The organism is Dickeya poaceiphila (genome assembly GCF_007858975.2).
In the GTDB taxonomy this organism is placed as follows: Bacteria; Pseudomonadota; Gammaproteobacteria; order Enterobacterales; family Enterobacteriaceae; genus Dickeya; species Dickeya poaceiphila.
Window position 1 is genome coordinate 1,753,722 of the sequence record NZ_CP042220.2, and the last position, 13,754, is coordinate 1,767,475.

Annotated in this window: 11 protein-coding genes and 2 tRNA genes; 7 read left to right on the top strand and 6 right to left on the bottom strand. The window is 50.7% G+C overall.

The features are described 5' to 3' along the window. Positions 1 to 186 precede the first annotated feature (186 nt). The 4 genes from licT (at position 187) to Dpoa569_RS07860 (ending at position 6,018) form a co-directional block, all read left to right on the top strand. Positions 187 to 1,050: a BglG family transcription antiterminator LicT gene (gene licT, locus Dpoa569_RS07845; protein WP_042871079.1), complete on the top strand. Its 864-nt coding sequence runs from the start codon at positions 187 to 189 to the stop codon at positions 1,048 to 1,050. A 280-nt stretch (positions 1,051 to 1,330) separates the two neighbouring features. Next, positions 1,331 to 3,229 carry a PTS beta-glucoside transporter subunit IIABC gene (gene bglF / locus Dpoa569_RS07850; RefSeq protein WP_042871077.1) on the top strand — a complete coding sequence of 633 codons (1,899 nt, stop codon included), beginning with the start codon at positions 1,331 to 1,333 and terminating at the stop codon, positions 3,227 to 3,229. Between the two features lie 33 nt (positions 3,230 to 3,262). Beyond that, complete coding sequence (locus Dpoa569_RS07855; RefSeq protein ID WP_042871075.1) at positions 3,263 to 4,660, top strand: glycoside hydrolase family 1 protein; 1,398 nt, start codon at positions 3,263 to 3,265, stop codon at positions 4,658 to 4,660. A 173-nt stretch (positions 4,661 to 4,833) separates the two neighbouring features. Continuing rightward, on the top strand, positions 4,834 to 6,018 hold the full coding sequence (locus tag Dpoa569_RS07860) for an alpha/beta hydrolase (RefSeq protein ID WP_042871067.1): 1,185 nt from the start codon (positions 4,834 to 4,836) through the stop codon (positions 6,016 to 6,018). Between the two features lie 170 nt (positions 6,019 to 6,188). Here Dpoa569_RS07860 and Dpoa569_RS07865 read toward each other — a convergent pair. From Dpoa569_RS07865 to Dpoa569_RS07875, 3 genes are all read right to left on the bottom strand, one after another. After that, a tRNA-Val gene (locus Dpoa569_RS07865) sits at positions 6,189 to 6,265 on the bottom strand. A 31-nt stretch (positions 6,266 to 6,296) separates the two neighbouring features. Further along, a tRNA-Val gene (locus Dpoa569_RS07870) sits at positions 6,297 to 6,373 on the bottom strand. Between the two features lie 160 nt (positions 6,374 to 6,533). Then, the gene (locus Dpoa569_RS07875; RefSeq protein WP_042871065.1) at positions 6,534 to 7,907 is read right to left on the bottom strand and encodes an MATE family efflux transporter; all 1,374 of its coding nucleotides are present in this window, start codon (positions 7,905 to 7,907) and stop codon (positions 6,534 to 6,536) included. Positions 7,908 to 8,186: 279 nt separating this feature from the next. Between Dpoa569_RS07875 and Dpoa569_RS07880 the strand changes: the two genes are divergently transcribed. Continuing rightward, a complete protein-coding gene (locus tag Dpoa569_RS07880) occupies positions 8,187 to 8,840 on the top strand; it encodes a riboflavin synthase (protein ID WP_042871063.1) in 654 nt (217 codons plus the stop codon). Positions 8,841 to 8,936: 96 nt separating this feature from the next. On the opposite strand, the gene cfa is transcribed toward Dpoa569_RS07880, so the two are convergent. Together cfa and purR are read right to left on the bottom strand one after the other, a co-directional pair. Beyond that, on the bottom strand, positions 8,937 to 10,088 hold the full coding sequence (cfa, locus tag Dpoa569_RS07885) for a cyclopropane fatty acyl phospholipid synthase (protein WP_042871061.1): 1,152 nt from the start codon (positions 10,086 to 10,088) through the stop codon (positions 8,937 to 8,939). 419 nt (positions 10,089 to 10,507) lie between these two features. Further along, positions 10,508 to 11,533, bottom strand: a complete 1,026-nt coding sequence (purR, locus tag Dpoa569_RS07890; protein WP_042871058.1) for an HTH-type transcriptional repressor PurR — start codon at positions 11,531 to 11,533, stop codon at positions 10,508 to 10,510. Positions 11,534 to 11,898: 365 nt separating this feature from the next. On the opposite strand from purR, the gene cydH reads away from it, so the two are divergent. Continuing rightward, positions 11,899 to 11,988, top strand: coding sequence for a cytochrome bd-I oxidase subunit CydH (gene cydH, locus Dpoa569_RS07895; RefSeq protein WP_128569730.1), 90 nt, complete (start codon positions 11,899 to 11,901; stop codon positions 11,986 to 11,988). 167 nt (positions 11,989 to 12,155) lie between these two features. Here the strand turns inward: cydH and Dpoa569_RS07900 are convergent, their stop codons facing one another. Beyond that, the gene (locus Dpoa569_RS07900; protein ID WP_042871056.1) at positions 12,156 to 13,064 is read right to left on the bottom strand and encodes a C40 family peptidase; all 909 of its coding nucleotides are present in this window, start codon (positions 13,062 to 13,064) and stop codon (positions 12,156 to 12,158) included. Positions 13,065 to 13,396: 332 nt separating this feature from the next. Here Dpoa569_RS07900 and Dpoa569_RS07905 point away from each other — a divergent pair, with 332 nt between their 5' ends. Next, a complete protein-coding gene (locus tag Dpoa569_RS07905) occupies positions 13,397 to 13,747 on the top strand; it encodes a Grx4 family monothiol glutaredoxin (protein ID WP_042871054.1) in 351 nt (116 codons plus the stop codon). Positions 13,748 to 13,754 lie beyond the last annotated feature (7 nt).

Below are 13,754 nucleotides of genomic sequence, written 5' to 3' on the forward strand. Positions count from 1 at the left end.
GCCGCCGTGAACCAGTGGTAATTTAGCGTTAGTCGGTTGTATCTGGTCAGCGACATGCCTGTGTCGTGGCGGCGTGCAACCCAGGGTTGTTACTGCTATTCAGGGTTGTTACTGCTATCGGCAGGCAAAACCAGATGTTCGCGTTTACTGTGGACGTCTGGTTTTTTTGTTTTCAGGGGTCGGACAATGAAGATTGCCAAGATATTGAATAATAACGTCGTCACGGTCATGGATGAGCATAATAACGAACAGGTCGTGATGGGGCGTGGACTGGGATTCAAAAAACGACCGGGAGATAGTGTGGATGTTGCGCTAATAGAAAAAGTTTTCGCTCTGCGCAGCAGCGAACTGACGGCAAGGCTGAGCGATGTGCTGGAGCGCATTCCGCTGGAGGTGGTGACTACCGCTGATAGGATTATCGCGCTGGCGAAAGAAAAGCTGCCCGGAAATCTGCAAGATAGCCTCTACATTTCATTAACCGACCATTGCCACTTTGCCATTGAGCGGCACCGGCAAGGGGTGGATATTCGTAATGGATTATTGTGGGAAATTAAACGACTGTATCAGAAAGAGTTCGCCATCGGGCTGGAAGCGTTGGGGATTATTCACCGACGGCTTGGGGTTCAGTTACCGGAAGACGAGGCGGGCTTTATTGCGCTGCATCTGGTGAATGCCCAACTGGATGGCCATATGCCAGAAGTGATGCATATAACCCGCGTGATACAGGAAATTTTGAATATTGTGAAATATCAGCTGAATCTTGACTATAACGAGCAAGCTTTTAGTTATCACCGATTTGTGACTCATCTGAAGTTTTTTGCGCAGCGATTAGTGGGCCGTACGCCGGTATTCAGTGAAGATGAATCGCTGCACGATGTAGTGAAAGCGCAATATACGCAGGCGTATCACTGCGCCGAAAAAATACGGGATCATATTATACGACATTACGACTATACCCTGACGAAAGAAGAGTTGATGTTTCTGGCTATTCATATCGAACGGGTGCGTTCGGAATTACAGGATCAGGCAGAAAATAAAAATCAGGTGTAGAAAACCGAAACTTGAGTGGTATCACAAAATAATAGATTGCCTGGGTAAAACGCTTGTCAGAATAGATCGCACTGGTAATCTGTAAACAATAAATATGGATTGCGACTGCATCTTCTTCATTGGAGAAGGCAGGCAAAACCTGAACTGTCTTTCCGCACCTTATGCTGCGATGAGACGGTTCAGGTTTTTTTTTGCCTTGAACATAGGGTGCCTTGAAACCGTATATATCAGTCACTCAGCGGTTTTTTTCAGGCATGGATCGATCATTGAGGATGTCGCAATGAATTACGAAGCATTAGCCAGTGAAATAAGAGATGGCGTAGGCGGTCAGGGAAATATTATTAGTGTGGTGCATTGCGCCACGCGTCTGCGCTTCAAATTGAAAGATAATACCGCCGCCAATGCGGATATTCTGAAAAATAACCCAGGCATCATCATGGTGGTGGAAAGCGGCGGCCAGTTTCAAGTGGTGGTAGGCAATCAGGTGGCTGATGTTTATCAGGCACTGCTTTCGCTTGAAGACATGTCGCGTTTCAACGAGCCGGTGGCATCAGAAGAGAAGAAAGACAGCTTATTTGCCGGATTTATCGACATCATTTCCAGTATTTTTACCCCGTTTGTCGGTGTGATGGCAGCAACGGGGATACTGAAAGGTTTTCTGGCGCTGGGGGTAGCCACCCATTTTATAACCGAGAGCAGCGGCACCTATAAGTTGTTGTTTGCCGCCAGTGATGCGCTGTTTTATTTTTTCCCGATTGTGCTGGGATACACCGCTGGCAAGAAGTTTGGCGGTAACCCGTTCACTACGCTGGTGGTCGGTGCCACATTGGTTCACCCAAGCATGATAGCCACCTTCAATGCTATGCAGCAGCCAGATCACCCAATACTTTATTTTCTAGGTATCTCGATTACTTTTATCAATTACAGTTCGTCGGTCATCCCGATTCTGTTCGCCAGTTGGGTATCCTGCAAACTGGAAAAACCGCTGAATCGCTGGCTGCACGCTAATATCCGCAATTTTTTCACGCCGTTGCTGTGTATTGTTATTAGCGTTCCGCTGACGTTTTTGCTGATAGGTCCCAGCGCGACCTGGTTAAGTGAGATGCTGTCTGGCGGATACCAGTGGCTGTATGGACTGAATTCGTTGTTGGCTGGTGCCGTGATGGGGGCAATGTGGCAGGTCTGTGTGATATTCGGTCTGCACTGGGGTTTTGTGCCATTAATGCTCAATAACCTGAGTGTGATGGGGCATGACACCCTGTTGCCGCTGCTAACCCCGGCGGTGCTGGGGCAGGCTGGTGCTACGCTGGGCATACTGTTGCGCACCCACGACATGAAGCGCAAAGGGATTGCGGGTTCGGCATTTTCCGCCGCGATTTTCGGTATCACCGAACCGGCGGTATACGGCGTGACGTTACCACTGCGTCGCCCTTTCATCTTTGGTTGTATTGGGGGCGCTGTAGGCGCGGCGGTCATGGGGTATTTCCATACCACTACTTATTCTTTCGGTTTTCCCAGCATTTTCACCTTTACCCAGATCATTCCGCCGACCGGCGTGGATGGCAGCGTATGGGCGGCCATCATCGGCACGCTGGCGTCGTTCATTCTCGCGGCGTTGACCAGTTGGTTGTTCGGTGTTCCTAAAGACGAAACACAACCGGTGGTGGTGCAGCAGACTGAGTTGGAAGCCACGCAAACCAGCGCTGCCGTTGTTAGCGTTGTGCGTGATGAGACGCTGTTTAGCCCGTTGACGGGTGAGTTGGTGCCGCTGGATCAGTTGGCTGATCGCACCTTTGCCAGCGGCGTAATGGGCAAGGGGGTCGCTATCCGACCTTCGCAAGGGCGGCTGTATGCGCCGGTGGACGGCACCATAGTCTCGCTGTTCAAGACGTATCATGCTGTTGGCCTGGCATCGCGGGGCGGCGCGGAGGTGCTGATGCATGTCGGCATCGATACCGTCCGGCTGGAGGGGCGTTATTTTACCCCACATGTGCGTGTCGGTGATGTGGTGCGTCAGGGCGACCTGCTGCTGGAGTTTGATGGTCCGGCGATAGTAGCGGCAGGATACGACCTCACTACCCCGATGGTGATTACCAACAGCGAAGATTATCGCGGGGTTGAGTCTGTCACCAGCGGCAAGGTGGATGCCAATACGCCGCTGACACAGTTGATATGCTGAATAATTGTTGAATAGAAACACAGGAGATCAGTGATGAGTAATCCTTTCCCGGAGCACTTTTTATGGGGTGGCGCCATTGCCGCTAATCAGGTGGAAGGCGCCTATCTGACCGATGGAAAAGGACTTTCCACGTCGGATTTACAGCCCCAGGGCATCTTTGGCAGCATTGTGGCGCGCCAGCCGGGTGACAGCGGCATCAAAGATGTGGCGATCGATTTCTATCACCGTTACCCGCAGGATATTGCACTGTTTGCTGAAATGGGATTTACCTGCCTGCGTGTATCGATAGCCTGGACGCGCATTTTTCCTCAGGGTGATGAGGCTGAGCCTAATGAAGCGGGGCTGGCATTTTATGATCGGCTGTTTGATGAACTGGCAACACACGGCATTCAGCCGTTAGTGACGTTGTCACATTATGAAATGCCGTATGGACTGGTGAAAAAACAAGGTGGCTGGGGTAACCGGTTGACCATTGAGTGCTTTGAACGTTATGCCCGTACGGTGTTTACGCGTTACCGCCACAAGGTCAAACGCTGGCTGACGTTCAACGAGATTAATATGTCGCTACATGCGCCTTTTACTGGTGTCGGGTTGCCGCCGGATAGCGACAAAGCAGCGATTTATCAGGCTATTCACCACCAATTAGTGGCGAGCGCCAGGGCGGTGAAAGCCTGCCACGATATTATTCCAGATGCGACGATCGGCAATATGCTGCTGGGGGCGATGCTCTATCCGCTGACCAGTAAGCCGGAAGATGTGATGGAAAGTCTGCATCAAAATCGGGAATGGTTATTCTTTGGTGATGTGCAGGTACGTGGTGCTTATCCGGGGTATATGCATCGCTATTTCCGCGAGCAGGGTATTACGCTGAATATTACAGAACAGGATACGCAGGATCTGACATCCACCGTTGATTTTATTTCTTTCAGTTATTATATGACCGGGTGTGTCAGTACCGATGAATCACAGCTCGAAAAAACGCGCGGCAATATATTAAATATGGTGCCGAATCCGTATCTGGAAAGTTCTGAATGGGGCTGGCAGATTGATCCGTTGGGGCTGCGTTATTTGCTGAATTTCCTGTATGACCGTTATCAAAAACCATTGTTTATTGTTGAGAATGGGCTGGGTGCGAAAGATAACATCGAAGCAAATGGTGAAATTCACGATGATTATCGTATCCGTTATTTAAACGATCATCTGGTACAGGTCAGCGAAGCCATTGCCGATGGTGTGGAGGTATTAGGATATACCTGCTGGGGACCGATTGATTTAGTCAGCGCCTCGAAAGCGGAAATGTCCAAACGCTACGGTTTTATTTATGTTGACCGTGATGATGCTGGCAAAGGTTCGCTGGAACGGCGGCGTAAAAAGAGCTTTTACTGGTATCAATCGGTTATTGCCAGTCACGGAAAAACGCTGACACGTTAATAGACAAACATGATTCAAGTTGCAGGAAAGACAACCTACCTGCAACTTGAAATATGAACAGCATAAATCAAGAAGAATTAAGTTACCGCCGGTGTTTGAGTTGAGAGCTGGCGGTGAGCGCACATGGCTCAGTCTGCCTGTTTACCCTGTACCCATAACAAGAGAGGTTAATAATGAAAACCAGGAAAACCTGTCTGTACCTGTTATTCTCTGCGCTAAGCATCTCCACACCGCTGGCGGCGCAAGCCGTGTCGGGCGCTATCCCGACGTTACCGCGTACCGACGTGGCGACCCGGCACTATTTGTCGCAGGTTAACGCGGATAACAGCATTACTTTCCGGCTGTTTGCGCCGGATGCCAAATCGGTAAGCGTGGTGACTGGCGCGACGCCGGAAACCTGGGTCGCACACCCGATGACGAAAGATGATCTAGGCGTCTGGTCGTGGCGCAGCGAGCCGCAGCAGCCCAATCTGTACGAATACTTCTTTAATGTGGATGGCTTTCGCAGCGTTGACACTGGTTCGGCGTTGCCTAAACCGCAGCGACAGGTCAACACCAGTATGATTCTGGTGCCGGGCAGCGTGCTGGACACACGGGCGGTGCCGCATGGCGAGCTGCGCACCGTTACCTATCATTCGGCGTCGCTGAAATCGGAACGGCAAATCTATGTCTGGACGCCGCCGGGCTACACTGGCGCGGGCAAGCCGTTGCCGGTGCTGTATTTCTATCACGGATTCGGTGATGCTGGCGATTCTGCCGTCAGACAAGGACGTATTCCTCAAATCATGGATAATCTGCTGGCGGAGAAAAAGATTTCGCCGATGCTGGTCGTGATCCCGGATACCGAAACCGATGTCGCCGACGCCATTGCGGAAGATTTTCCGCCGAAAGATCGTCGCAAAACGTTCTATCCACGTAATGCGGCGGCGGCTGATCGTGAGTTAATTCATGACATCGTTCCACTGGTCAGCGCGCGGTTTAATGTGCGGCGCGATGCCGATGGCCGGGCGCTGGCCGGGTTGTCGCAAGGCGGTTATCAGGCGCTGGTATCCGGCATGAGCCATCTGGAACACTTCGGCTGGCTGGCAACCTTTAGCGGCGTGACCACAGAAACGGTGCCGAATGCACAGGTTAGCGCACAACTGGGGAATGCCGCTGCTATCAATCGACAACTGCATAATTTCACTGTGGCGGTGGGTGAAAAAGATACGGTGACTGGTAAGGATATCGCCGGGTTGAAAGCGCAACTGGAGCAGAAAGGCGTGAAATTCGATTACCGGCAGTATCCCGGCTTAGGGCATGAAATGGACGTCTGGCGCCCGGCGTATATCGAATTTGTGCAGAAGATTTTTAAATAACCGAAATGCAAGTCAGGTAACAAAACGGGCAGGGTATCCAGCCCGTTTTGTCATGCGCAGAGTCAGGCATCGGCCAGGGTAGTGTGTAAAGTGCACTACAGAGCGAGAAATAGACTGAAAGCAGAAACAGTAACTGGCAAGGATAATTCATTGAGAAACAGCGGATGAATTGGTGCGACCGAGTGGACTCGAACCACCGACCCCCACCATGTCAAGGTGGTGCTCTAACCAACTGAGCTACGGTCGCAATATGTGTGTTGGTGCTGATACGCTGAAAATGGTGCGTTCAATTGGACTCGAACCAACGACCCCCACCATGTCAAGGTGGTGCTCTAACCAACTGAGCTATGAACGCATTATTTTTATCAGCTGCCGTCAGGGCGACAGCGGGGACGAATATTAACGGGCCGGATGGCTGCTGGCAAGGAGAAAAACGCAAAATTCCCGCTGTGCCACACTGATTGGCGAGCTTGTAGACAGAGCACCGTTTTTTGCGCTCTGTCTCTATTATGTCGTCAACGCGCTGCGCGTGCCAGAATACGGGCTGGCGATTGACGTTGCACCCAGCGGATACGCAGTACCATCATGGTGGCGGAAGCAGTCAGGCCGATGATGAATCCACACCAAAAACCAGCTGGTCCCATACGCGGCACCAGCATGTCAGTCAGCGCCAGCACATAGCCAATCGGTAGCCCCAGCAGCCAATAGGCAATGAAGGTGATGAAGAAGATAGCGCGAGTATCTTTATAGCCACGCAATACGCCGCTGCCAATGGTCTGCACGGCATCGGAGATTTGGTAGAGCGCCGCTAACAGCATGAGATGCGACGCCATTGCCACCACATCCGGATTTTGGTTGTACAGCATGGCGATAGGTTCACGCAGCGTGATGGTAAAAATAGCTGTGCACATTGCCAGCAATATGCCGGTAGCGATGCTGGTGCGTGCTGCCACCCGCGCTGCCTGTGCCGAACCTTCGCCCAGCCGATGGCCGACGCGAATAGTGGCGGCGACGCCAACAGACAGGGGCAACACGAACATCAGCGAACTGAAGTTGAGCGCGATTTGGTGGCTTGCGACATTCACTACCCCAAGCGGCAATACCAGCAGAGCGACAATAGCGAATAATGTCACTTCAAACAGCATCGCCAGCGCAACCGGCAGCCCCAGCCCGGCTAAACGCCGGAGTATTGCCCAATCCGGTTTCAGCGGGGCGTTGAACTGACGAATATCTTTTAGCCAGTACGCGTGACGGGAATAAACGGCCATCATCAGCATCATTATCCAGTATACCGAGGCTGTCGCTACCCCGCAGCCAACGCCGCCTAACTCCGGCATCCCCAGCTTACCGTGGATAAAAACGTAGTTGATGGGAATATTGATCAGCAGGCCAATAAACCCGATCACCATCCCCGGCTGTGTTTTGGATAACCCTTCGCACTGGCTGCGCAACACCTGATAAAACAGATAACCGGGTGCGCCCCAAAGCAACGCGTGCAGGTATTTTACGGCTTTGTCGGCCAGTTCCGGAGCGCCATCGTGCATCAGGTTAATCGCGTATTTTCCCTGATAGAGCGCCACCATGGTCAGAACAGAAATGGCCGTCGCCAGTAAGAATGCTTGCTGGGTTTGATGAGCAATACGGTCCCGGCGCCCTGAGCCGTTGAGGTTCGCCACCACTGGCGTAAGCGCCATCAGTAAACCGTGGCCGAACAGGATAACAGGCAACCAGATGGAGGTACCCACCGCTACCGCCGCCATATCGGTGGCGCTGTAGGAACCAGCCATAATGGTATCCACCACACCCATTGAGGTTTGCGATACTTGCGCGATGATGACCGGAATAGCCAGCGCCAGCAAATGACGGGCTTCTGATAAGTACTTCTGCACGAAAACACCTTCCTAAAGCAGGATGGAGAGAGATCTCTAATGAGGAGAGAAAGACAATCATCCTTTATTTGTACGAAAAAAGATGAACTATTGTAACGATTTGCCAACAGTAAACCAATGATTGACTCGCCGGGCATGATCCCGTTGGTTTTCCTGATGATATGGTGCAAACTGCCTGACATGAGTGAACGTAGCCACTTCCAAACATGGCTCAGTCGTGTCATACCACTGTCGTCGCGCGTTCACGCCTATTACTGATCAGGAGGCAAGGTCAACACCATGTTTACCGGTATTGTTCAGGGCACGGCGACTGTCGTGTCTGTCGATGAAAAACCCAATTTTCGCACTCATGTGGTACAACTGCCCCCCGAACTGCTGCCGGGGTTGGAAACGGGCGCTTCCGTAGCGCACAATGGCTGTTGTCTGACTGTTACCGGAATCGATGGTGATCGGGTCAGTTTTGACCTGATCAAAGAGACGTTGCGGCTGACCAATCTGGGTGACGTAAACGTGGGTGATCGGGTTAATGTAGAGCGTGCGGCCAAATATGGTGATGAGATCGGTGGGCATGTGATGTCCGGCCATATTATGTGTACGGCGGAGATCGTGAAAATTCTGACGTCGGAACATAATCATCAGATCTGGTTCCGGTTGTCTGATGAATCACAGATGAAATATGTGCTGCACAAAGGATTCATCGGTATTGACGGCATCAGCCTGACGGTGGGCGAAGTGACTCGCAGCCGTTTTTGCGTGCACCTGATTCCGGAAACACTCCTGCGCACGACGCTAGGCCAGAAACGATTGGGTGATCGTATTAACATCGAAATCGACCCGCAAACCCAAGCCATTATCGATACGGTTGAACGTGTTCTGGCTCGTCAGGCACAGCAGCAAGCGCAGGCGGCGGCACAGGCAGAGCAGGGCGAATAAGCTGCTTCCTCGCAACTTTGCTTTGATCATAAGCAAAACCGGCAATTGTCTGCCGGTTTTGTTATTGAAGCGGCGATATTCGCCAGAAGCTAATTGTTATCTGGGTACTCGCAAACCACCTTCCACGCCATCCGCGCTAAATAGTACCTGCCAGAGATGAATATCGCGTGCTCGGAACGAGCCAGCACAGACGTTAAGATAGTAACTGAACATTCGCTGGAAACGTTCGGAATAACGCTCCGACAAGGTTGGCCAGTGTTGCTGGAATCGTTCATGCCAGGCCATCAGCGTGCGGTCATAATCTGCGCCGAAATTGTGCCAGTCTTCCATTACCAGATAGGGTTCGCTGGCTTGTGCGATATGCTGCACTGAAGGCAGGCAGTAGTTGGGGAAAATGTATTTGTTCATCCAGGAGTCAACTTTCAGATTGGTTTCATTGGTGCCGATAGTGTGCAGCAGGAACAACCCATTAGGTTTGAGGTTTTTTCTCACAACCTGAAAGTAGGTGGGATAATTTTTCGGTCCGACATGTTCGAACATGCCGACAGAAACGATACGGTCAAACTGCCGGTCCAGGTCACGGTAGTCTTGCAGCATGATGGTAACTTCCAAATCCTGACAGCGTTGCTGTGCCAGCACCTGCTGTTCGCGGGATATGGTAACGCCCGTGACACTGACGCCGTAATGACGTGCGGCGAATTCCGCCAGTCCACCCCAGCCGCAACCAATATCCAGCAGCGTCATGCCACGACGTAACTGCAACTTTTCACAAATGAGGCGCAGCTTGTCTTGTTGTGCCTGTTCAAGCGTTTCGGCTTTCGTCCAGTAACCACAAGAATACTGTAAGTAAGGATCGAGCATCAGGGTGAAAAGATCGTTACCAAGGTCGTAATGCTCTTTACCCACGATCCAGGAACGTCGGCGAGATTGTAGATTGGTCAAGCGTGCTATCAGTATCCGTAATGTATCTTGCCAGCGATGCGGTAGTTGGTTTTCCAGTCGGGTACGTATCACACGGTGGAAAAACATATCCAGTCGTTCACACTCCCACCAGCCATCCATATAACTTTCGCCTAATCCGAGCGAGCCATCACGCAATACGCGCTTATACATCTCAGGGTTGCGGACCTGAATATCAAATGGACGAGAACCGTTAATCGCGATGTCGGCGGTGGATAGCATTTCATTAACGATTTGGAACCAGGGTAGATTGGGTGTCCCCAGTTCCTCAACATAGGATGAACTCATAACTTCTCCCTACCTTGCCAAATAAATGCTTTTGCAAGGAGTAATTTAGACAACATAACCATGACGGACCTTGGTAGACCCGAACCATCGTCTATCCCTGAGCGTCTCAGAGGAAAGTAAGAGAAAAGCTGGTACAAAGATATCTACCAAGGCTGAAACCAAATAGAGGTGCGACGGTCAGCAGGTGGAGTAGAAAAAATGGGGCGATGCGTTTAATACATCGCATGATCATAATTGTTGTCATCAACGATATAGTCAATTGTATGACGGCTTTAATCCGTCGGCAAGATTCGTCGGATTAAAGCAGCACGTTGAGTCATGCCTTTTCGGCAGTTGCGGCACTCGTCGCGGCCATGCGTAGCGCGGTACGCCGCATGATTTCGAGTCGTCAGGCAGCGAGATAGAGAATTGTCTGGATTTTAACGGCGGTAATCGCGGTACGGGCCATCAGCGACTGAACGACGTTCAATTAAGGTCGGATGTACTTCGATGGTTTGGGCTTCCTCGCGTTTACTGGTAATACGGTCAAGCAGCATGGAGAACGCCGCTTGCCCCAGTCGTTCCTTGGGTTGATGAATGGTGGTCAGTGCGGGAGTAAAATATCGGGAGTGACGTACATTGTCGTAACCGATCACCGAAATATCCTGTGGCACACGCAGACCCAGCTCGTCAGCGGCGCAAATGGCACCCATCGCCATGATATCGCCGCCGCAGAATACTGCCGTTGGCCGTTGTTTCTGGGCCAGAATCTGGTGCATCGCTTTGTAGCCGGACTCTGGCTCAAAGTCGCCCTGAACCACCCAGTCTTCCCGTAAGGGAATATCAGCCTCTTTCAACGCTTTCAGGAACCCCAGGTAACGCCCGCTGCCCGTATTGCGCCCCTGAGAGCCGGGAATAGCGCCGATGTCACGGTGACCACGCTCAATCAGATAGCGCCCGGCCATGTAGCCGCCCGCAAATGCATTATCAATAATAGTATCGGTAAAATCGTTATGGGCTTCGCCCCAGTCCATCACCACCATCGGGATGTGACGATAGTCCGCCAGCATGGACAACAATTCAGGCGGATACTCAGCACACATCACCAACAGCCCATCGACCCGCTTTTGTGCCAGCATGGATAGGTAAGCACGCTGCTTATCCTGATTGTTGTGGGAGTTGCACAGGATTAGCGTGTAACCTCTGGCGTAGCAGCTGTTTTCCACCGCCTCGATAATTTCGGCGAAATAGGGCGCTTCGCTGGAGGTTGCCAGCAGGCCGATAGATTTGGTGTGGTTGACTTTCAGGCTACGGGCCACTGCACTGGGTGAATAATGCAATTCATCAATCGCTGCGCGCACCGCAGCCTTGGTCTCTTCGGCGACGAAACGTGTTTTATTGATCACGTGTGATACGGTTGTGGTTGAAACGCCCGCGCGTTTTGCCACATCTTTGATCGTTGCCATCTAAAGTGACTCCTGAACTCATCTGTTACAGTCGCTGATCTGTTACAGCAGTAAATATGTTGTTAATCGTTTGCCTGCGTGAAATTTTCTCCTGCCAGACAAGCAAGGCAACATTCAGGAGGAGACATGCCGAGGTTGTAGCTGAAGGGAGGACTGACGCATCGACCAACGCAGTGTATATCGTAAACTGCGGATTTTGGCCGATTTAGAGCAAAAGTGGAAGAGGCAATTCGTGTTATCTCTGTGACGCAGAATTCGGTTTTTTGACCTCGGTTGAGTCATAATACACCTATATTTTGTGTGATTCCCCGCCTGCCGGGGCTTACTCAGACATGACGTGATATCAGTCAATAACAGGAGAATATATGGATACTAATCTGAAAATGTCACTGTTCACCACGGTGGCTACGCTGGCGATGATCATTGTCTTTAGTCTGAGTGCGATACTGAACTGATTGCAACTGGTGTTCTCATCATCAGCGGTGAAATCTATCGGTATCAAAAACCGGTATCTTTATCAGCATCAAATACACCAAAAGGGGCATAACGCCCCTTTTGTGTTATCTCAACGTGTCTTATTCAACGGAAGTATTCATTCAACAGTATTCCAGCCGGTTGTTGCTTAACGGATGGTTTTGGGTGTGACCACGCGGCGAGCGCCAACATAATGATCTTGCCAGTAATCTTCGCTCAGTTTGCTGATTTTAATGTCTGCACCGGAGCGCGGTGACTGAATGAAGCGACCATTACCGAGATAGACACCCACATGGTCGGCAGCACCGCGGTTGGTGATGTGGAAGAACACCAGGTCACCGCTTTCCAACTCGCTTTTCTTGATCGGCGCGGCATCACGCAGGTGGAACATCTCATTGGCTGTACGCGGGATTTGAATTTTCACTACATCTTTATAGGCGTAATAGACCAATCCGCTGCAGTCGAAGCCAGAACGTGGCGTAGCGCCACCCCAATGATAACGTTTGCCGATTTGACTCATCAGCTTGTTCATGGCGGTCAGTTTAGCGTGTTGATACCGTTTTTGGTGAGTGGCGTTGAGGGATGGCGCAGTTTTGTCCTGCCTGCCTTTTTTGCTTGTGGTTTTGGCAATCACAGCTTCATGTGCTTTGTGGCTGCTATGGGTCTGAGCAGGGGCGCTTTTTTTCGTGGTTTTGCCTGCTGGCGCTTTGGCCTGAAGATTTTTTTCTTGCTGCTTCTTGTTGGTCGAATGGGACGAGCTGGCGACCATCAACGGCTTTTTGTCATTGTGCGGTTTGCTGTTTTTATCGTGAACCGATGCTGTTTTGACCGGTGCAGCCTGAGTCGTTTTTTCCGGTTTTTTGCTATGTGTCGGCGCTGCGCCTTTTTTGTTGGTGTTTTTGGCTGCTTTGCTTTTCTTAGATTCATCAATAGCGTTATTCGCCGCTTCCACACCGTTTTTGCGCGGTAATACCGCAGACCCATGTGGATTAGCGTTCGCCAGATTAAAAAACAGGTTACTGAAAAATAATAAAAAAAGCGTAATAAATAAACGCATAATAATTTTGACCGAAAGTTGTCCTCAATCGTTCACTGTTTACAGTATTCCCGAAAATGACCTGATAAAAAAGCAGGTGATAATGCAATGTTACTACAAAATAGTGAGAAAACGTTAATAACAGTATTTGCTGCTTAATTATTAAACAAATTAGCGTTGTCCTGTGTGGATGGATGGGGCGATGAATAAGACCTTACAAAAGATAGCGTTTTTTTGTGGTCGTCGCTATCGTTAGAATACAAAATATAAAGAAGCGGTATGCGATAGTCTGCCGCGAGTCACATGACCAGCCGTTGACAGGCTGATCATCACGCGCTTGAGGAAGCAATAGAATGACGACAACGACACTTGAAAAAATTCAGCGTCAGATCGCTGAAAACCCGATTCTGCTGTACATGAAAGGTTCTCCAAAACTGCCAAGCTGCGGCTTTTCTGCTCAGGCGGTACAGGCGTTGTCAGCGTGTGGCGAACGTTTTGCTTATGTAGATATCCTGCAGAATCCGGATATCCGCGCCGAACTGCCAAAATACGCCAACTGGCCGACATTTCCGCAGTTGTGGGTGGATGGTGAATTAGTTGGCGGTTGCGACATCGTGATTGAGATGTATCAGCGCGGTGAACTGCAACAACTGATTAAAGAAACTGCCGATAAATACCGTTCCCAGCAGGAAAACCAGCAGTAATCCTCTT